General features: G+C 71.6%; 15 protein-coding genes, 1 rRNA gene and 1 pseudogene. 4 read left to right on the top strand and 13 right to left on the bottom strand.

The features are described 5' to 3' along the window. Window positions 1–232: 232 nt before the first annotated feature. The 4 genes from recN to AB0D14_RS07625 form a co-directional block, all read right to left on the bottom strand. Window positions 233–1,984, bottom strand: a complete 1,752-nt coding sequence (recN, locus tag AB0D14_RS07640; protein ID WP_362775847.1) for a DNA repair protein RecN — start codon at window positions 1,982–1,984, stop codon at window positions 233–235. Between the two features lie 171 nt (window positions 1,985–2,155). Further along, on the bottom strand, window positions 2,156–3,061 hold the full coding sequence (locus tag AB0D14_RS07635; RefSeq protein WP_362775846.1) for an NAD kinase: 906 nt from the start codon (window positions 3,059–3,061) through the stop codon (window positions 2,156–2,158). Further along, the gene (locus AB0D14_RS07630) at window positions 3,058–3,873 is read right to left on the bottom strand and encodes a TlyA family RNA methyltransferase (protein ID WP_362775844.1); all 816 of its coding nucleotides are present in this window, start codon (window positions 3,871–3,873) and stop codon (window positions 3,058–3,060) included. The genes AB0D14_RS07635 and AB0D14_RS07630 overlap by 4 nt, the downstream gene beginning before the upstream one ends. Before the next feature lie 7 nt (window positions 3,874–3,880). After that, the gene (locus tag AB0D14_RS07625; RefSeq protein ID WP_362775842.1) at window positions 3,881–4,201 is read right to left on the bottom strand and encodes a hypothetical protein; all 321 of its coding nucleotides are present in this window, start codon (window positions 4,199–4,201) and stop codon (window positions 3,881–3,883) included. A gap of 42 nt (window positions 4,202–4,243) precedes the next feature. Here AB0D14_RS07625 and AB0D14_RS07620 point away from each other — a divergent pair, with 42 nt between their 5' ends. Continuing rightward, window positions 4,244–4,591, top strand: a complete 348-nt coding sequence (locus tag AB0D14_RS07620) for an SCP2 sterol-binding domain-containing protein (RefSeq protein WP_362775840.1) — start codon at window positions 4,244–4,246, stop codon at window positions 4,589–4,591. A gap of 75 nt (window positions 4,592–4,666) precedes the next feature. Here the strand turns inward: AB0D14_RS07620 and AB0D14_RS07615 are convergent, their stop codons facing one another. The 4 genes from AB0D14_RS07615 to AB0D14_RS07600 all read right to left on the bottom strand — a co-directional run bounded on the left by AB0D14_RS07615 (window position 4,667) and on the right by AB0D14_RS07600 (window position 8,938). Further along, a complete protein-coding gene (locus AB0D14_RS07615; RefSeq protein WP_362776190.1) occupies window positions 4,667–5,515 on the bottom strand; it encodes an ABC transporter ATP-binding protein in 849 nt (282 codons plus the stop codon). 56 nt (window positions 5,516–5,571) lie between these two features. Continuing rightward, window positions 5,572–6,573, bottom strand: a complete 1,002-nt coding sequence (locus tag AB0D14_RS07610) for an iron chelate uptake ABC transporter family permease subunit (protein ID WP_362776188.1) — start codon at window positions 6,571–6,573, stop codon at window positions 5,572–5,574. Window positions 6,574–6,701: 128 nt separating this feature from the next. Further along, entirely contained in the window at window positions 6,702–7,745 is a 1,044-nt protein-coding gene (locus AB0D14_RS07605) for an iron chelate uptake ABC transporter family permease subunit (protein ID WP_362775838.1), read from the bottom strand. 164 nt (window positions 7,746–7,909) lie between these two features. Beyond that, on the bottom strand, window positions 7,910–8,938 hold the full coding sequence (locus AB0D14_RS07600; protein ID WP_362775836.1) for an HAD hydrolase-like protein: 1,029 nt from the start codon (window positions 8,936–8,938) through the stop codon (window positions 7,910–7,912). Window positions 8,939–9,009: 71 nt separating this feature from the next. On the opposite strand from AB0D14_RS07600, the gene AB0D14_RS07595 reads away from it, so the two are divergent. Beyond that, on the top strand, window positions 9,010–10,299 hold the full coding sequence (locus AB0D14_RS07595; protein ID WP_362775835.1) for a DUF1015 domain-containing protein: 1,290 nt from the start codon (window positions 9,010–9,012) through the stop codon (window positions 10,297–10,299). 234 nt (window positions 10,300–10,533) lie between these two features. On the opposite strand, the gene AB0D14_RS07590 is transcribed toward AB0D14_RS07595, so the two are convergent. Together AB0D14_RS07590 and AB0D14_RS07585 are read right to left on the bottom strand one after the other, a co-directional pair. Next, a complete protein-coding gene (locus AB0D14_RS07590) occupies window positions 10,534–12,882 on the bottom strand; it encodes an FtsX-like permease family protein (RefSeq protein ID WP_362775833.1) in 2,349 nt (782 codons plus the stop codon). Next, window positions 12,879–13,571 carry an ABC transporter ATP-binding protein gene (locus AB0D14_RS07585; RefSeq protein WP_362775831.1) on the bottom strand — a complete coding sequence of 231 codons (693 nt, stop codon included), beginning with the start codon at window positions 13,569–13,571 and terminating at the stop codon, window positions 12,879–12,881. The genes AB0D14_RS07590 and AB0D14_RS07585 overlap by 4 nt, the downstream gene beginning before the upstream one ends. A gap of 222 nt (window positions 13,572–13,793) precedes the next feature. Here AB0D14_RS07585 and AB0D14_RS07580 point away from each other — a divergent pair, with 222 nt between their 5' ends. Both AB0D14_RS07580 and AB0D14_RS07575 read left to right on the top strand, forming a co-directional pair. Continuing rightward, window positions 13,794–15,071, top strand: coding sequence for a histidine kinase (locus AB0D14_RS07580; RefSeq protein WP_362775829.1), 1,278 nt, complete (start codon window positions 13,794–13,796; stop codon window positions 15,069–15,071). Continuing rightward, complete coding sequence (locus tag AB0D14_RS07575) at window positions 15,068–15,745, top strand: response regulator transcription factor (protein WP_362775828.1); 678 nt, start codon at window positions 15,068–15,070, stop codon at window positions 15,743–15,745. The genes AB0D14_RS07580 and AB0D14_RS07575 overlap by 4 nt, the downstream gene beginning before the upstream one ends. A gap of 99 nt (window positions 15,746–15,844) precedes the next feature. On the opposite strand, the gene AB0D14_RS07570 is transcribed toward AB0D14_RS07575, so the two are convergent. The 3 genes and pseudogenes from AB0D14_RS07570 to rrf form a co-directional block, all read right to left on the bottom strand. Continuing rightward, window positions 15,845–16,690, bottom strand: a complete 846-nt coding sequence (locus tag AB0D14_RS07570) for a hypothetical protein (protein WP_362776186.1) — start codon at window positions 16,688–16,690, stop codon at window positions 15,845–15,847. Window positions 16,691–17,440: 750 nt separating this feature from the next. Next, window positions 17,441–18,139: pseudogene (locus AB0D14_RS07565) on the bottom strand (tetratricopeptide repeat protein); the annotation flags it as partial. A gap of 170 nt (window positions 18,140–18,309) precedes the next feature. Next, window positions 18,310–18,402 (bottom strand): 5S ribosomal RNA (gene rrf, locus AB0D14_RS07560); the annotation flags it as partial.

The raw sequence follows: 18,402 nt of genomic DNA, 5'->3' as shown, positions 1-18,402 counted from the left end.
CTCCTTCCAAGGATGCCAGGGCGGGGCGGAGTTGCCGACCACCGAGGGACCACTGCGACGGAGGGTGTGCGGGCGGGATGCGGGCTCTCACTCACACGAGTGAGAGCCAAGCGATGTTCGCGGGCAGCCCGGGGCGGGTGTCGCCACGGGCAAGCCCCTGTTCACGCCCCTTGCACGCCCCTCCACCCGCCCGGCGCACACCCCGACGACCGTGCGACCCGGCAGATCCGCCCTACCCGTCCGCCCGGGCCGTCGCCAGCAGTTCCTCCGCGTGGGCCCGTGCCGTCTCCGAGTCCTCCTGGCCGGCCAGCATCCGGGACAGTTCACGGATGCGCTCCTCGCCCTCCAGGACCTTCACACCGGAGCGGGTGACCGATCCGTCGCTGGTCTTCTCCACCAGCAACTGCCGGTCGGCGAAGGCGGCCACCTGGGGCAGGTGGGTGACGACGACGACCTGCGCGGTCCTGGCGAGCCGCGCGAGCCGCCGGCCGACCTCGACGGCCGCCTTGCCACCGACACCGGCGTCGACCTCGTCGAAGAGATACGTGGGCACGGGATCCGTACCCGCGAAGACGACCTCGACCGCGAGCATGACCCGCGACAGTTCACCGCCGGACGCGCTCTTGGCGATCGGGCGCGGCGGTGCCCCCGGGTGCGGGGCGAGGAGCAGTTCGACCTCGTCCGCGCCGGTGGGCCCGTACGAGACCGGACGCCCGCCGACCTCCACACCCTCCGGGTCCTCGGTCTGCCGGATCTCGAACGACACGCGCGCGTGCGGCATGGCGAGCGAGGCCAGCTCGGCGGTCACGGCCGCGGCGAAGCGCTCGGCGGCCTCCGTACGGGCGTCCGTCAGGGCCTGCGCCAGTCCGCCCAACTCGGCCCGCAGCGCGTCCCGCTCGGCGGTGAGCTCGCCGATCCGGTCGTCGTCGCCGTCCAGCTCCAGGAGCCGCGCGACTCCCTGCTCGGCCCAGGTCAGCACGGCGGCCGTGCCCTCGCCGGACTCACCGTACTTGCGGGTCAGCACGGTGAGCGCGGCGCGCCGTTCCTCGACCGCGGCGAGCCGCAGCGGATCCGCGTCGAGGTCGTCGGCGTATCCCGCCAGCTCCCCCGCAACGTCGCCCAGCAGGATTCCGATCTCCCCGATGCGGCCTGCCAGCGCGCCGAGGGCCGCGTCGTGGGACCGTACGGCCTCCAGGGCCCGGTGCGCGCCCGCGACGAGCGTCGTGGCGTCAATGCTCTCCGGGTCCTCCGGATTGCCCGCGAGAGCGGCGTGCGCGACCGTGGCGGCCGACGCGAGCGCCTCCGCGTGCCCGAGCCGCTCGGCCTCGGTCGCGAGCTCCACGTCCTCGCCCGCCCTGGGCTCCACCGCGGCGATCTCGTCGAGCCCGAAGCGCAGCATGTCGGCTTCCTGGGCACGTTCACGCGCGCGGGTGGTGATCTGGTCCAGCTCGGTGGAGATCGCGCGCAGCCGCCGGTACGCGCCCGTGTACTTGTCGAGCGGCACGGCGACCGCGTCGCCCGCGTACCGGTCGAGGGCCTGCCGCTGTCTGGACAGCTTCAGCAGCCCCTGCTGGTCCGTCTGACCGTGCACGGCCACCAGTTCGTCGGCCAGCTCGGCGAGCACCCCCACAGGCACCGAACGCCCGCCGAGGTGCGCGCGTGAGCGGCCCTCGGCGGAAACGGTACGGCTGATGAGCAGGGTCCCGTCGTCGAGTTCCGCGCCGGCCTCCTCGGCCCGTACGACCGCCGAGGCGCCGGCGGGGACGGAGATCCGTCCCTCCACGACCGCGTTCTTCGCCCCGATCCGTACAAGGGCCGGGTCGGCACGTCCACCCAGCAGCAGGCCAAGGCTGGTGACCACCATCGTCTTGCCCGCGCCGGTCTCGCCGGTCACGGCGGTGAAGCCCGGCGACAACTCGACAACCGCGTCGTCGATGACTCCGAGCGACCGTATCCGCATCTCCTCCAACACGGACATGACCATACGAGGTTTCCCCTGCCCGGCGCGACGCCGCCCCATTCCCTGCACAAACGTCCAGGTATCCACGCTGCCCGAGGTCACTCCCCGGCGGCCACCCCGTCCGGCCGGGACGGCCGCCTCCACGAAGTCCGGAAGGCCACGAAGTCCGGAACGTCACTCGGTCCGGAACGTCACTCAGTTCGGAGCGCCCCGCCAGCCGGCCACCGGCAGCGCGAACTTGGCGACGAGCCGGTCGGTGAACGACGCGTGGTGCAGCCTGGCCAGCCGCACCGGCACCGCCCCGCGCCGGACCTCCACGCGGGCGCCGGGCGGCAGGTCGATCGTGCGGCGGCCGTCGCACCACAGGACCCCGGGCGGGATGTGCGGAAGGATCTCCACGGCCAGCACCGAGTTCGGCGAGGTCACCAGCGGCTTGGCGAACAGGGCGTGCGCGCTGATCGGCACCATGAGCAGCGCCTCGACCTCCGGCCACACCACGGGACCGCCCGCGGAGAACGCGTACGCCGTCGACCCGGTCGGCGTCGCGCAGACGATGCCGTCGCAGCCGAAGCCGGTCACGGGCCGCCCGTCGATCTCCAGCACGACTTCGAGAAGCTTCTCGGCCCCCGCCTTCTGCACGGCGGCCTCGTTGAGCGCCCAGTCCGTGTGCACGACATCACCATTGCTGTGCACGACGACGTCGACGGTCATGCGCTCCTCGACCTCGTACGCCCTCGTCACCACCCGGTCGACGACCTTGTCGAGGTCGTCGCGCTCGGCCTCCGCGAGGAAGCCGACGCGCCCGAGGTTGACGCCGAGCATCGGCACGCCGGAGGCGCGGGCGAACTCGGCGCCGCGCAGCAGCGTGCCGTCACCGCCGAGGACGATCAGCAGTTCACATCCGTCGAGGCACTCCGGAGTGGCCTCCTTGACGAGCTCCACGGTCGGTGGCAGCGGCAGGTCGGCCGCCTCCGCCGCCAGGACCCGTACGCCGAGTCCGGAGCGCAGGAGCCCCTCGACGACGAGCTCGGCACTGCGGATGGCCGCGGGCCGTCCGGTGTGGGCGAGCAGAAAAACAGTACGAGATCGGCTCTCATTCAACGCGGCCCCTCCGCCACTGCACGGTCGACGTCGGCCGGGTCCAGTGCGGGTGCCCCGGCACGCAGCCACAGAAAGTACTCGACATTCCCCGACGGCCCGGGCAGCGGACTGGCCGTCACGCCCTTCACCCCGAGCCCCAGTTCCCCCGCCCGCCGGGCCACACCGCGCACGGCGTCGGCCCGCAACTCGGCGCTGCGGACGACTCCGCCGCTCCCGAGCCGTTCCCTGCCCACCTCGAACTGCGGCTTGACCATCATCACCAGGTCGGCCTCGGACGCCGCGCACCGCACAAGGGCGGGCAGCACCAGGCCGAGCGGGATGAAGGACAAGTCACCGACAACAAGATCCACCGGCTCCCCATCGATCGCCTCCAACGTCAACTCGCGTACGTTCGTACGGTCCTTGACGGTGACGCGTTCATCACTTTGGAGAGACCACGCCAACTGCCCGTAGCCGACGTCCACGGCGAGCACCCGCGTGGCGCCCGCGCGGAGCAGCACATCGGTGAAACCGCCGGTCGAGGCTCCGGCGTCCAGAGCCCGCCGGCCCTCGACCACCAGACCGAGCGGTACGAACGCCGCAAGCGCCCCGGCGAGCTTGTGGCCGCCGCGCGAGACGTAGTCCGGGTCGTTGTCGTCCTGGGCGACCAGGATGGGAGCCGCGGTCTCCACCTGGGTGGCGGGCTTGGTCGCGAGGTTCTTGCCGACGGTGACCCGCCCGGCGGCGATCAGCTGTCCGGCGTGCTCGCGCGAGCGGGCGAGTTTGCGTCGGACCAGCTCGGCGTCGAGGCGGCGTCGTGCCACTCCTGCCACGTTCGGTTCAGCTCCTGTTGCTGTTCGGCGCCGGGGGCGTGGGAGGCCCCGGGCGGGTGTCGAGTGCGGTGAGCGCGTCGCGCAGCCCCCGGTGTACATCCTCGTACACCTCCACGTGGCCGTCGGTGGCGAGGTGGTCCGCGTCGGCCAGCCGGTCGAGCAGGGCGTCGACCGCGGCATCGCCCGTGGGCGTGCGCGGCACGTACAGGGGCGCGGACAGCGGCGCGGGGGCCGCCGGGCCGCCCGCCTCCTCGCCGAAGGGCTCCTCCTCGCCGAAGGACCCCGTATCGCGGGATTCGGCTTCCGGGCCGGTCATGGACTCGCTCATGCCCCGACGCTACCGCGAGACGCTGGGGTACCGTCGATCACGATGGCGACGATTGAGGAGTGCCGCAGCGCACTCGACGAACTCTCGGACAACATGGCGGGCGCGAACGGCGACGTACGGAACGCGACCGCGTTGGACCGCTCACTGAGCTGCCGTATCACCGACCTCGACATCACCTTCGTCGGCCGTCTCCAGGACGGCCGCATCGTGGTGCTCGACACGGTCGAGGGGCCGCCACCGGAAAAGGCCGAGATCCGGCTCACCATGACCGGTGACGACCTGGTCGCGATGGTCGGCGGTGAGCTGAACTTCGCGAAGGCCTGGGGCTCGGGCAGGGTCAAGCTCGAAGCGGGCCTGCGCGACCTGGTCCGCCTCAGAAAACTGCTCTGAACCCTGCCCGGCGAGCGAGCCCCGGCCTGTCTCTGTCAGCTCCTGTCGGTTCCTGGCCGGCCCCGGTCGGCCCCGTCAGCCCTTGGCGACGGTGAGGGGGGCGGCAGCCGTACGCGCCCTGCGCGCCGCCGGAACCACCAGCGGCGTGCCCGTCTCCGGGTCGTCGATGACCTGGCAGCGCAGTCCGAAGACCTCCTCGACCAGCCCGGCCGTGACGATGTCCGCCGGGGGCCCCTCCGCGATCACCGCCCCGTCGCGCAGGGCGATCAGGTGGGTGGCGTACCGGGCGGCGTGGTTGAGATCGTGCAGCACGGCGACCAGGGTCCGGCCCTGCTCCTCGTGGAGTTCGGCACACAGGTCGAGTACGTCGATCTGGTGCTGGATGTCGAGGAAGGTGGTCGGCTCGTCGAGCAGCAGCAGCGGGGTCTGCTGGGCGAGCGCCATGGCGATCCACACGCGCTGGCGCTGACCTCCGGAGAGCTCGTCGACGTACCGGTCGGCGAGTTCGGCGACCCCGGTCGAGGTCATGGACTCGCGTACGACCCGCTCGTCCTCGGTCGACCACTGGCGCAGCAGCCCCTGGTGCGGGTAGCGGCCGCGCCCCACGAGGTCGCCCACGGTGATCCCGTCGGGCGCGATCGACGCCTGAGGGAGCAGCCCGAGCGTCCTCGCCACCTTCTTCGCCGGCATCGACTGGATGACGTGTCCGTCGAGGAGCACCCGGCCCTGCTGCGGCTTCAGCATCCGGGACAGCGCACGCAGCAGCGTGGACTTGCCGCAGGCGTTGGGGCCGACGATCACCGTGAAGGAGTTGTCCGGTATCTCGACCGACAGCCGCTCGGCGATGACGCGCTGGTCGTAGGCAAGGGTGACGTCCTCGGCGGACAGGCGGTTCACAGTGCTCCTTCGGTGGTTCGGCCCCATACGTGTCTTGCCGTCGGCGTCGGCATCGGCGTCGGCATCGGTATCGGCGTCGGCTTTCATATCCGGCCCGCCTTCCGCTCGGTGACCAGGAGCCACAGCAGATAGACGCCGCCGAGGACTCCGGTCACCACGCCGACGGGCAGCTGGTCGGCCCCGAAGGCCCGCTGCGAGGCCCAGTCCGCAACGACCAGGAGGGTGGCGCCCATACACATCGCCGGCACCAGATTGGGTCCCGGCGAGCGGGTCAGGCGCCGTGCGAGCTGCGGCGCGGTGAGCGCGACGAAACCGACCGGGCCCGCGGCGGCGGTGGCGGACGCCGTGAGCAGCACGGCGGCCACCATGAGCACCAGCCGCGTCCGTTCCACCCGCACACCGAGCGCGTACGCCACGTCATCGCCCATCTCCAGCGTCCGCAGCGCGCGCCCGTTGGCAAGGACCAGGGGTACGAGTACGGCGCACAGGCCGAGCAGCGGCCAGACCTGGGACCAGTCACGGCCGGTGAGGGAGCCGGTCATCCAGACGATCGCGCGGGCCGCGTCGACCAGGTCGGCCTTGGTGATCAGATAGCCGTTGACGGCCGTGACGATCGCGGAGACACCGATACCGACCAGGATCAGCCGGTATCCGTGCACGCCCCTCTTCCAGGCGAGCACATAGATGGCGAGCCCGGTCAGCAGCCCGCCGACCAGCGCCCCGAGGGTGACCTGCTCGGCGGTCCCGGAGAACAGCACGATCATCACGAGCGCACCGGCCGTCGAGCCCTGCCCGAGGCCGAGCACGTCCGGACTGCCCAGCGGATTGCGGGAGATGGCCTGGAAGAGCGCGCCGCCGAGTCCGAGCGAGGCACCGACCAGGAGCCCCACCAGGACCCGCGGCAGCCGCAGTTCGTTGACGATGAACTCCTGGCCCGCGTCACCATGGCCGAACAGCGTCCTGAGGACGTCGTCGGCGGGGATCGGGAAATCGCCGGAGCCGATGAGCACGACGCTCGCGGTGAGCGCCGCCACCAACAGCAGGGCGACGACCGTGAACGCCCGGACGTCGACGCGTACCGAAATCCCGCCGCCGGTACGGACCGTCCGCCCGCGAAAGCCCCGGCCGGGAGCCGCCTGCTCGCGGTCGGCCTGCTCGTGTTCGGCCCGGTCGGGTTCGGCCTGGTTGCGTAGGGCCTGGTTGCGTAGGGCCTTCACAGCTGTGCCGTCCTCCGCCGTCGTACGAGAAAGATGAAGACCGGACCACCGAGGATCGCGGTGACGATGCCGACCTGGAGTTCCGCGGGCCGCGCGACCATACGGCCGACGACGTCGGCGCCGAGCAGCAGCACCGGCGACAGCACGGTGGCGTACGGCAGGATCCAGCGCAGATCGGGCCCGGTGAAGGACCGGACGACGTGCGGGACCATCAGCCCCACGAAGACGATCGGCCCGCAGGCGGCGGTCGCGGCCCCGCACAGCACGGTGGCGGCGGCCATGGAGAGCGCGCGGGTGCGGTTCAGATGCGCCCCGAGCGCACGGGCGGTGTCGTCGCCCATGGCCATGGCGTTCAGCGGCCGGGCGAGCGCCAGCGCGAGGACCGTACCGGCCGCGAGGAACGGCAGCACCTGCCAGACGGTGGAGTTGGTGGCCGAGGCCAGCGAACCGACCGTCCAGAAGCGCATCTTGCCGAGCGCCGCGTCGTCCATGACCATCACGGCCTGCAGATAGCCGTAGAGCGCGGCGCTGATGGCGGTCCCGGCGAGCGCGAGCCGCACCGGCGTCGCGCCCCGGCTGCCGCCGAGGAAGTAGACCAGCGCCCCGACGGTGGCCGCGCCCGCGAAGGCGAACCACACATAGCCGTCCAGCGAGGTGACGCCGAAGAAGGTCATCGCCGTGACGACCGCGGCGGACGCGCCCGCGTTGATGCCGAGCAGCCCGGGGTCGGCGAGCGGGTTGCGGGTGAGCGCCTGGAGCACGGCCCCCGCGAGGCCGAGCGCGGCCCCGACGAGCAGCCCGAGGACCGTACGCGAGAGCCGCTCGCCCACCACGACGTCGCCGTACGTGCCCGAGTCCTCGAACAGGCCGTGCCAGACCTGATCCAAGGACAGCTCTTTCGCGCCGATCGCGATGCTCGCCAGGGCGACCAGCGCCAGCACGGCGAGAGACACGAAGAGCCCAGCGGCTCGTATCGCCCGTCGGGTCGGGAGCGCGGGGGCGGTCTCCGCGCGCGGTTCGGGAGGACTGTCGACCAACACGTAGTTAGGTTAGCCTACCCTCGCAAGCAGACTCGATCCGCGTACGCGGTGACCTGCACAACCTCCCTCGCACAGCGCCCCGCGCCAAAGAGCCGACCCCCGGCCGAAGGCCCGCAGTCAAAGCCCTCCAAGGCTCGCAAAGCTCCTCAGGCTCTCAAAGCTCTTCAAAGCCCCAGCCGGGCCAGCGCCTTGCCTCCGTCCAGCTCGCACGCAGCGTCCCCGGCCGCCGTCCAGGCAGCGGCACACAGCGCGCGCAGCCCGTCCATGGGCTCGCCCTCACCGTCCAGTTCCAGCCTCTCGCCACCGGCCGTGGCCGTGTAGCCCCCGCACCGGAACCCGTCTCCCGCCTCGACGACCTCGGGCTGCCCGGTCAGCAGCCCCCGCAGATCGGCGTCGACATAAGTCGGCCGGTGCTCCGGCGGCGCGGCGAGGAGTTGCACCCCGTCGGTCACTCCGGTCAGCACGAGCAGCGAGTCCACCTCGCCGTTGAACGCGCCCTCGATGTCCGTGTCGAGCCGGTCGCCGACCACCAGCGGTCGCTCGGCCCCGGTCCGCAGGATCGTCTCGCGGTGCATCGGCGGCAACGGCTTGCCCGCCACCTGGGGTTCGGCGCCCGTGGCGATCCGTACGACCTCCACGGCGGCCCCGTTGCCCGGGGCGATGCCGCGCGCACCAGGAATCGTCAGGTCGGTGTTGGACGCGAACCACGGCACCCCGCGCGCGATGGCGTAGCAGGCCTCCGCGAAGCGTCCCCACGGCAGGTCCGGCCCACCGAATCCCTGCACGACCGCCACCGGTTCGTCGTCGGCCGACTCGACCGGCTCCAGTCCGCGCTCGCGCAACGCGACCCGCAGCCCCTCCCCGCCGATCACCAGCACGCGCGCGCCCTGGGGCACCTGCTCGCTGATCAGCCGGGCCACGGCCTGGGCCGAGGTGATGACATCCGGCGCCTCGGTCGGTACGCCCAGCTCCGTGAGGTGTTCCGCGACGCTTTCGGGCGTCCGCAGCGCGTTGTTCGTGACGTACGCCAGCCGCATCCCGCCCGTGTGGGCCGTGCCCAGCGACTCGACCGCGTGCGCGATGGCCTCCCCGCCCGCGTACACCACCCCGTCCAGGTCGAGCAGCGCCGTGTCGTACGCCTCGCTCAGGGCCCGCCCACTGCCCCCGGGCCGCGTCCTCGCGGTCTGGCTCATTACGCATCGCTCCTCGTTCGATCCCTTTCCCCGATCATCTCTCATGGCACTGACACACTTACGATGCATCAATGAACACTGCAGGTACCGCGGACGTACCGGCACGCACGGGCCTTGACCTCACCCCGTTCCGGGGCCTGCGCTACGACCCCGACCGGGTCGGCAGCCTGTCCGCCGTCACATCCCCGCCGTACGACGTGGTCGTACGGCCCGACGGTCTGCACCACCTGGAATCGGCGGACCCGTACAACATCGTCCGGCTGATCCTGCCGCAGGCCACCACACCCGACATCCGCAACGAACAGGCGGCCGGCACTCTGCACCGATGGACGGCCGAGGGCGTCCTGAGAACCGACGCGGAGCCGGGCCTGTACGTCTACGAGCAGCGCGACGACGAGGGCATGTTCCAGCGGGGCATCATCGGCGCCCTGCGCCTGTCGGAGCCGTCGGAGGGCGTGGTGCTGCCGCACGAGGACGTCATGCCGGACGTCGTCGCGGACCGCGCGGCCCTCATGCGGGCCACCTCGGCGAACCTCGAACCCCTGTTGCTGACCTACCGGGGCGACGGCCCCTCCTCCGGCACGACGGCCGTCATCGAGCGCACCGCCAAGCACCCTCCTCTGTTCTCCACCACTACGGAGGACGGCTTCAGCCATCGTCTGTGGGCCGTCACGGATCCGGCCGACCTTGCCGAGGTCCACACGGACCTGGCGTGCCGTCAGGCGCTCATCGCGGACGGTCACCACCGCTGGGCGACCTACCTGCGGGTACGCGCGGAACACCGTTCGCCCAGCCCCTGGGACTTCGGCCTGGTGCTCCTGGTGGACACCGCGCGCCACCCGCTCCGTGTCCGCGCGATCCACCGTCTCCTGCACCGCCTCCCGGTGCCCGACGCCCTCGCCGCCCTGGGCGAGTCCTTCCGCGTACGCCACCTCGACGAGCCCCTGCCCGAAGCCCTGTCGGCCCTCTCCGTAGCGGCCGCCGGCGGAAACGCCTTCCTCCTTGCGGGCGACGGCACCTTCCATCTCATCGACCGCCCCTCCCCCGGCCTCCTCGCCCGCACGATCCCGGCGGACCGTCCGGAAGCCTGGCGCACCCTCGACGCCACCGTCCTGCACGCCACGCTCCTCGACCATGTCTGGCGGATTCCGGACGTCCCGGAGCACATCGCGTACATCCACGACACCGCTGCCACGGTCGCCAAGGCGGAGCGGGACGGCGGCACGGCCGTCCTGATGCAACCGGTCCGCGAGGAGGTCGTACGCGACCTCGCGAGCCAGGGCGTCACGATGCCCCGCAAGTCGACCTCCTTCGGCCCGAAACCGGCGTCGGGCCTGGTGCTGCGCACGCTCGGCCTCTGACACGCCGCCAGGGCGGCGGCGAGGGCGGACTTCCACCGGCGTGGACACCGCCGACGCCCTCCGCTTGCGATGCCCCCGTCCGGACCACCCGGGCCGGACGGGGGCATCGCGTGCACGCGCCTGCTCGGCGGCCTGACCTCTGCGGGTCTGGCAGACCTGACCCCTGCGGGCATGGCAGACCTGACCCGTGCGGGCATGGCGGACCTGCCCCCGCGGTTCGCGCGCTGACAGCCGCTACTCCGTGCGCAGCGCCGTGGCCGTACGGACCTTGGCCGCCCAGCCCGCCGGGAGCATCGCGCCCAGCATCGCGATGGCGATGCCGGCCAGCCCCAGCAGGGCCAGCTGCCAGGGCTCGTACACCTCGAGGATCGACGGCGGCAGATCGGTACCCCCCGCGTGCCCCATCACCGGCAGCACATAGCCGTGCAGCGCGTACCCGGCCGGGACACCGATCAGGCCGCCGAGCACGCCGATCCCGGCCACCGAGGCGAGCACGAGGCTCACGGTCTGCCGCGGGGACATGCCGAGCGCCTTGCAGACGCCGATGTCATGGACGCGTTCCCGGGTGTCGAGGACTACGGAGTTGAGCACCCCGAGGCCCGCGACCGAGACCAGCATGAGGGTGAGCAGCACCGCCATCGCGTTCAGGATGAGGATCATGCTCTCCCCTTCAGAGGGGGAGTTGGCCATCACATCGCCGCCCAGCGGCTGCACCACAGCGCCCAACTTCTGCGCGTACTCGGCGGGGGAGACACCCCGCTTCACCTGGATGAGGAAGTCCTGGGACCTGGCCCCGGTGAAGGTGTCGAGGTCCATGGTGAGATGCAGGCCGTCGTCCGAGGTGTCGAAGGCCTCGCCGACGATCTTCAGGGTCTTCGTCTGCTTCTCGTAGGTCACCTGGACCGTGTCACCGATCCGGGTGCCGGTGCGCTCCAGGAAGCCGGTGGGCACCACGGCCTCCCCCGGAGCCGCGAACCAGCGCCCGGAGATCATCTCGTAGCGGCCGGACCCCGTCTCACCCTGGTAGAAGCTGGCCCGGACCGTGCCGGAGATCCCGGGCACGGTGACGTCGGCCTGCGTCAAGCCGTAGTACGAAGCGGTGCCGGGCTGCGCCTCGATGGCGGCGCGCACCTCGGCCGGGTCGGCGTTCGGAGCCGGCCGGCCGCCGGGCGGGGGCCGGCCGCCCTCCGGCCTGCCGGCGACTACGGTGACATCGGCCCGCTCCTCGGGATCCGACGCGGCGCCGACCGCGTTGAGGGACGAGGTCAGCCCCAGCGCGAAGGTCGCCGCGACCGTGCCGAAGGCCACCGCGAGGAGCAGCGCGAGCGTACGGACCGGGTGGGCGAAGGGGCTCGCGAGGCCGTACGTCACCGCCCGCGGCAGCGGCAGCCGTCCCGCCGCCCGGTGCGCCCACTGGCCGCGCCCGGTGCGTGGCGCCCGGCCGACCGCGATGGCCTCGACGGTACGCAGCCGGCCGGCCCGCAGCGCGGGGACCAGCGCCGCGACGCCGACGATGAGCATGGTGACGGCCACCACCAGGACGTCCACCCACCAGGCCACGGAGAGCGAGGCGGTGCCGTACACCGACTCGGTGTCCGCCAGCAGTGGCATGGCGAGGAGGTTGCCCAGGACGACGCCCAGCGCGATGCCGGCGCCGGCCGGGATCAACGCCTGGGCCACATAGGCCCGGACGACCTCGCGCGGGGTGAAACCGATGGCCTTGAGGATGCCGATCCGGCGCAGACCGGTGCCCACCGAGCCGCTGATCACGCTGCCGACGATGATCACCGACATGATGATGCCCAGCACACCGAAGGCGATCAGGAACGGAATGGTCGGCGCCGCGCCCTGGTCGGCGGCCCGCTTGGTGTCCAGCCAGGACTGGGTGCCCACCAGCGCCCCCGACGGTACGGCGGCGACGAGCTGCCTGCGGCCGTCGGCGATCTGCCCCTTCGTCTCCGCGGAGTCGAAGCGGTAGAGCATCTGGCTGGTCACCGGGCTGTCCTTCGAGGCCAGCGCGCTGACCTGGGCGGGCGTCGTCCAGGCGTCGGCGGTCTTACTGGCCGAGATGGCGAGGCCGACGACGGTCAGGCTCGGGCTGTTCGCGGCGTCCGAGGCCTTCAGGACCATGCCGGGCTCGAAGGCAGGTCCGGCGAAGGACGCGCTGAGCACGATCTCGCCGGGCTTCTCTGCCCAGCGGCCGGACTTCAGGTTCAGATCGTCCACCTTGCTCCGCGGACCGGTCCGTCCGACCAGGGTCAGCGGCGTCATGCGGCCGCCCCGCTCGTCCACCGGGCGGATCGTCGTGGTCGGATACGGACCCGCGCTCGCGCTGACCCCGGCCAGTTGCCCGGTCTCCTTGAGGTGCGCCGCACTCACCTCGGCCGGGTCGAACTGCGCGGTGATGTGCGCCCCGCGCTGCTCGGCGAAGGCGTGGTCGAAGGGTGCGTTCGCGGCGACCATGAGCGACCCGGCGACCACCGCCGAGGCCACGGCCATCATCGTGGCGATGGCGATCACCATGGTCTGCACCCGGCGTCGGCCCACCCCGGAGCGCACGACCCGGCCGAGGGCGCCGCTCATCGGACGGCCTGTGCGTGCGTGTCGAGCGCGAGGTGCCCGTCGACCAGGTGGATGGTGCGGCCGGCGCAGTCCTCCGCCAGTGCCAGGTCATGCGTGACCAGCACGATGGTCTGCCCGCCTCGGTGCAGATCCACCAGCAGCTCCCGTACGTCCTGGCCCGAGGCGGTGTCGAGCGCGCCGGTGGGCTCATCGGCGAGCAGCAGCGCGGGCCGGTTGACCAGCGCCCTGGCCACCGCGACCCGCTGGCGCTCGCCCCCGGACAGCCGGCCCGGATAGGCGCGGGCGTGTTTGGAGATGCCCAGCACCTCCATGAGCTCACCGGCGCGGACCGCCGTCTTCTTCCTGGCCGTCCCGGTCAGCTGGGCGGGAAGCTGGATGTTGTCGGCGACGGTGAGGTCGTCGAGGAGATTGAAGAACTGGAAGACCATGCCGATCTGCTCGCGGCGGAAGCGGGCCAGGGCGTGTTCGCTCAGCTGGTCGATCCGCCGGCCGGCCACGGTCACGGCGCCTTCGGTCGGCTTGTCCAGGCCGGCGACGAGGTTGAGCAGGGTGGACTTGCCACTGCCGGAGGGGCCGGTCACGGCGAGTGCCTCGCCCTCGGCGACACTGAGGTCGATCGGTCCGAGTGCGGGAGCGCCGGCGCTGTCGTAGCGCTTGGCCACGCCCTCCAGTTCGATCACGTGAGTCATGGAAGTTGTCCGTCCTTACGATCGGGAGAGTGCGCATGTCTCAGCCGGCCCAGCGAACGTAGGGGCGAGCGCACTTGGGGCGCGTCGTCCGCGGCACCGACATACGGTCCTCCGCGCGGAGGACCCGGCGGCGAGGTCATCCCTGCGATGTACGCCCGCGGGACGGTGCCTTGGCCAGGAAGACGGACGCGGCTCAGGGCGGAAGAGCCGCACAATGTGCTGATGGAGACGGAAGACCGGCGTCGGTGGATCGGGCAGCTGCGCGATGCGCTCCGCCCGGAGCCCAGACCTGCTCCGCTGTCACCCGGGGCAGTGCGCTTCGATGGGGTGCTGGCCGTCGTGCTGACCGGCGTCGCGCTGTTCTGGGCCGCGCGCTATCCCGACGGCGGACAGCTCGTCCGGATCGACCAGGATGCATTCTCGCCTCCGGGACCTGGGCACCGCATCGTGGTGCGGGAGGCAGAGCACTCGTCAGCGATCTGGCCCTTCGTCGTGCTCTCGACGCTGCCGCTGGCGGCCCGGCGCCGGTATCCGCTCGCGGCCTTCGCCGTGGTGATGTGCGCGACCCTGGTCATGGTCGACGACGCCTCCTGGATAAACGTGGTGACCTGCGTCATCGGCGCGTACAGCGCCGTCGTCCACAGCCGCTACCGGGTGCGGGCGATGGCCGGACTGGTCATCGCCGCTGTGCTGGCCGGCCTCACGTTCCGGGAGACGGAGCCCATACTGCCGGGCTGGTCGAGCCCGGCAGTCGTACTGCTGATCGCCGGAGTGGGGGCCAGCCTCGTCCGGTTCTGGCAGCGGCAGCTGAGTGCGAGCCAGGACCGCTACTCGCAGCTGCAACAGGCCCAGGAAGAGGCCACAGGCCGGGCCGTCGAGGAGGAACGCTCCCGGATAGCCGCCGAGTTGCACGACGTCGTGACACACAATGTGAGCGTGATGGTGATTCAGGCGGGCGCGGCACGCAAGGTGATGGACGCGGCGCCCGAGCGCTCGAAGACAGCGCTGCTGGCGGTCGAGGCCGGAGGACGGGCCGCCATGTCCGAACTCCGCCATGTGATGGGCCTGCTCGCGGCGCCGGACAACGAGCGACCCGACGGCCTCGTGCCCCAGCCCGGGCTGGGGCAGCTCGACACCCTGGTGGAGCGGGTACGCGCCGCCGGGACACCGGTGCGTATCGCCGTAACGCTGCCGCCGGAACCGCTGCCGCCCGGGGTGGACCTCGCGGCGTATCGCGTCGTCCAGGAGGCGCTGACCAACACGATCAAGCACGCGCCCGGCACCGAGGCATCCGTCATGATCGACTACGCCGAGGACTCGCTGGAGATCGAGATCGCCGACACCGGCGGCAAGCGGGACGCCGTGCCGGCGGAAGGCAACGGCCGCGGCCTCATCGGACTGCGCGAGCGACTGGCGGTCTACGGCGGCGAACTGACGGCCGGGCCGACCCTCGCCGGCGGCTACCGGATCAAGGCCCGTGTCCCCTGGCGGATCGCATGAGCCGGCCGAGCCTGCGCGCCGTCGTCGCCGACGACCAGGCCCTGGTGCGAACGGGCTTCGGAATGATCCTGGCCGCGGACGGCATCGAGGTGACGGCCGAAGCGGCCGACGGAGCCGAGGCGGTCGCCGCGGTCCACCGCACGCGGCCCGACGTCGTTCTCATGGATATCCGGATGCCCCAGATGGACGGCATCGAAGCAACCAGGCGGATCCTCGCCGACGGCCAGGACAGCACCCGCGTCATCATCCTGACCACCTACGACCTCGACCACTACGTCTACGCCGCCCTCACCGCCGGCGCCAGCGGCTTCCTGCTCAAGGACGTCAGCCCCGAGCACCTGGTGGCCGCCGTACGACTGGTGCAGTCCGGCGACGCCCTCCTCGCGCCCTCGATCACCCGCCGCCTGATCGAGCGCTACGCCCGCCGCGAGGAGCCGGGGACCACCACCGTGCACCGCGACCTGTCGGGCCTGACACCGCGCGAGCTCGAAGTGCTCCGCCTGCTCGCGACGGGCCTCAGCAATGCCGAACTCGCCAAGCGCCTCTTCCTCAGCCCGACCACGGTCAAGACGCATATCGGCCGCATCCTGTCGAAGCTGGACCTCCGTGACCGCGTACAGGCCGTGGTCCTCGCGTACGAGACAGGACTGATCGCCCCGGAAGTCGGCTCCTAGCCGGTGACTTCGCACATATCGCTGACACGAACGGGCGGGACCCCCTTCAGGGGATCCCGCCCGCGCGCTCCTGCGACTCTCTACGACTCCTGAGAGGCCTCAGCCCTCCAGGTCGTCCTTGGCCTTGGTGCCGTCCTTGTGAAGGTCGTCGTCCTCGGAATCACCCTCGGAGTCCACACCCGTCTCGGCCACCTCGGCCACCTCGACGGTCCTGACGGTCTCGATGACCTCGGCGGTCGGCGCTTCGGACGTCACGACCTCCGAAGCACTGTCGCCACCGGCATCATGCTCGTCCGTCTCTTCGTCCTCGTCCTCGTCCTCGTCCTCGTCGAGCGCGTCCGTGAAATCGACGCCGTCGAGCTCCGCGAGCCGGTCGGAGGCGTCCGTGCTGCCGTCCTTGTCCGACTCGACGGCCTTGGCAAACCACTCACGTGCCTCGTCCTCACGCCCGGCCGCGAGCAACGCGTCGGCGTACGCGTAACGCAGCCGCGCGGTCCAGGGCTGTACGGAGTTGGAGGCCAGCTCGGGGCTCTGGAGCGTGACGATGGCCGCGTCCAGCTGATCCATGTCCCGCCGCGCGCCGGCAGCCACGAGCCGCATCTCGACCTGACTTGCCTTGTCGAGCTTCTGCACCTCGGGAGCCCCGGCCATCTCGAGCGCCCTCTCGGGGCGTCCCAGACCGCGCTCGCAGTCCGCCATCACGGGCCACAGCTCCACATTGCCTGTCATGCGCCGCGCGGCTCGGAACTCGGCGAGCGCCTCGCTGTACTTCTGGTTCACGTACGCGGCGAAGCCGGCCGCTTCCCGCACGGCGGCGACACGCGACGCGAGCCGCAGCGCGACCCTGGAGTAGCCGTACGCGCTCTCGGGGTCCTCGTCGATGAGCCGGGCCACCATCACCAGGTTCCTGGAGACTTCCTCGGCAAGTCCCTTCGGCAGGCTCATCAGCTCCTGCCGTACATCCTTGTCGATCTCCTCGCCCGTGACCTCGTCCGGGATCGGCAGCCGCTTGATCGGCTCGCGGTCACGCTCCCGCTCCTCGCGGAAGCGGCCACCGCCACCGCCACGGCGGTCGTCACCACGGTCGTCGCGCCCACGGAAACCGCCGCCGCCGGGGCGACCACGGCTGTCGTCACGGCGCGGTCCGCCACGGCCACGGTCAGCGCCACCACTGCGGTCGTCGCGCCCACGGAAACCGCCACGGTCGCCGCTGCTGCTGCCGCCACGGTTGTCATCGCGACGGAACCCACCACGGTCACCGCCACCGCCGCGGTTGTCATCACGCCGGAAGGGAGGACGGTCACCGCCACCACTGCCGCGGTTGTCATCACGGCGGAAGGGCGGACGGTCGTTGTCACGCCGCGGAGCACCACGCTCGTCGTCACGACGGAACGCCGGACGGTCGCCACTGCCGCGGTTGTCATCGCGGCGGAAGGAGGGACGATCACCGCCACCACTGCCGCGGTTGTCGTCACGCCGGAAGGAGGGGCGGTCGTTGTCACGCCGCGGGGCACCGCGGTCACGGTCGTCGCGGCTCGGCCCGCTGGGACGGTCGTCACGCCGGTCATCACGACGGAAGGACGGACGGTCACCACCGCCGCTGCCACGGTTGTCATCGCGGCGGAAACCGCCACGGTCACCGCCACCACTGCGGTCGTCGCGCCCACGGAAGCCACCGCTGCTGCCGCCACGGTTGTCATCGCGACGGAACCCACCACGGTCACCGCCACCACTGCGGTTGTCATCACGCCGGAAGGAGGGACGGTCACTGCCGCCGCTGCCGCGGTTGTCATCGCGACGGAAGGGGGGGCGGTCGTTGTCACGCCGCGGAGCACCACGCTCGTCGTCACGACGGAACGCCGGACGGTCGCCACTGCCGCGGTTGTCGTCACGCCGGAAGGGGGGACGGTCACTGCCGCCGCTGCCACGGTTGTCGTCACGACGGAACGCCGGGCGGTCGTTGTCACGCCGCGGGGCACCGCGGTCACGGTCGTCGCGGCTCGGCCCGCTGGGACGGTCGTCACGCCGGAACGGGGGACGACCTCCACCACTGCGATTGTCATCACGCCGGTCATCACGACGGAAGGGCGGACGGTCACCGCCGCCGCTGCCGCGGTTGTCGTCACGGCGGAAACCGCCACGGTCGCCGCTGCTGCTGCCGCCACGGTTGTCATCGCGACGGAACCCACCACGGTCACCGCCACCACTGCGGTTGTCGTCACGCCGGAAGGGGGGGCGGTCGTTGTCACGCCGCGGAGCACCACGCTCGTCGTCACGACGGAACGCCGGACGGTCGCCACTGCCGCGGTTGTCGTCACGCCGGCCGGCCCCAGCGCGGTCGTTGTCGCGGCTCGGGCCCCCGCGGTAGCCGCCGCGGTCACCACTGTCCCGGCGTCGCTGATCGCGCTCCGGTCGCTCGTCGGGAGAGTTGGTGGACATGGGTGACTCCTGTCATCGGTACCGCAAGTCATTCTCGCGCAGCCGGGTACCCGGCGCGCTTCGGAAAAACAAAAAAGGACCTCTGGTCCCAGCGAGTCGCTGGGACCAGAGGTCCTCCAAAGATTGTTCGGCGGCGTCCTACTCTCCCACAGGGTCCCCCCTGCAGTACCATCGGCGCTGTAAGGCTTAGCTTCCGGGTTCGAAATGTAACCGGGCGT

The organism is Streptomyces sp. NPDC048484 (assembly GCF_040651415.1).
GTDB lineage: Bacteria > Actinomycetota > Actinomycetes > Streptomycetales > Streptomycetaceae > Streptomyces.
This window is presented reverse-complemented; position numbering and strand designations above follow the sequence as displayed.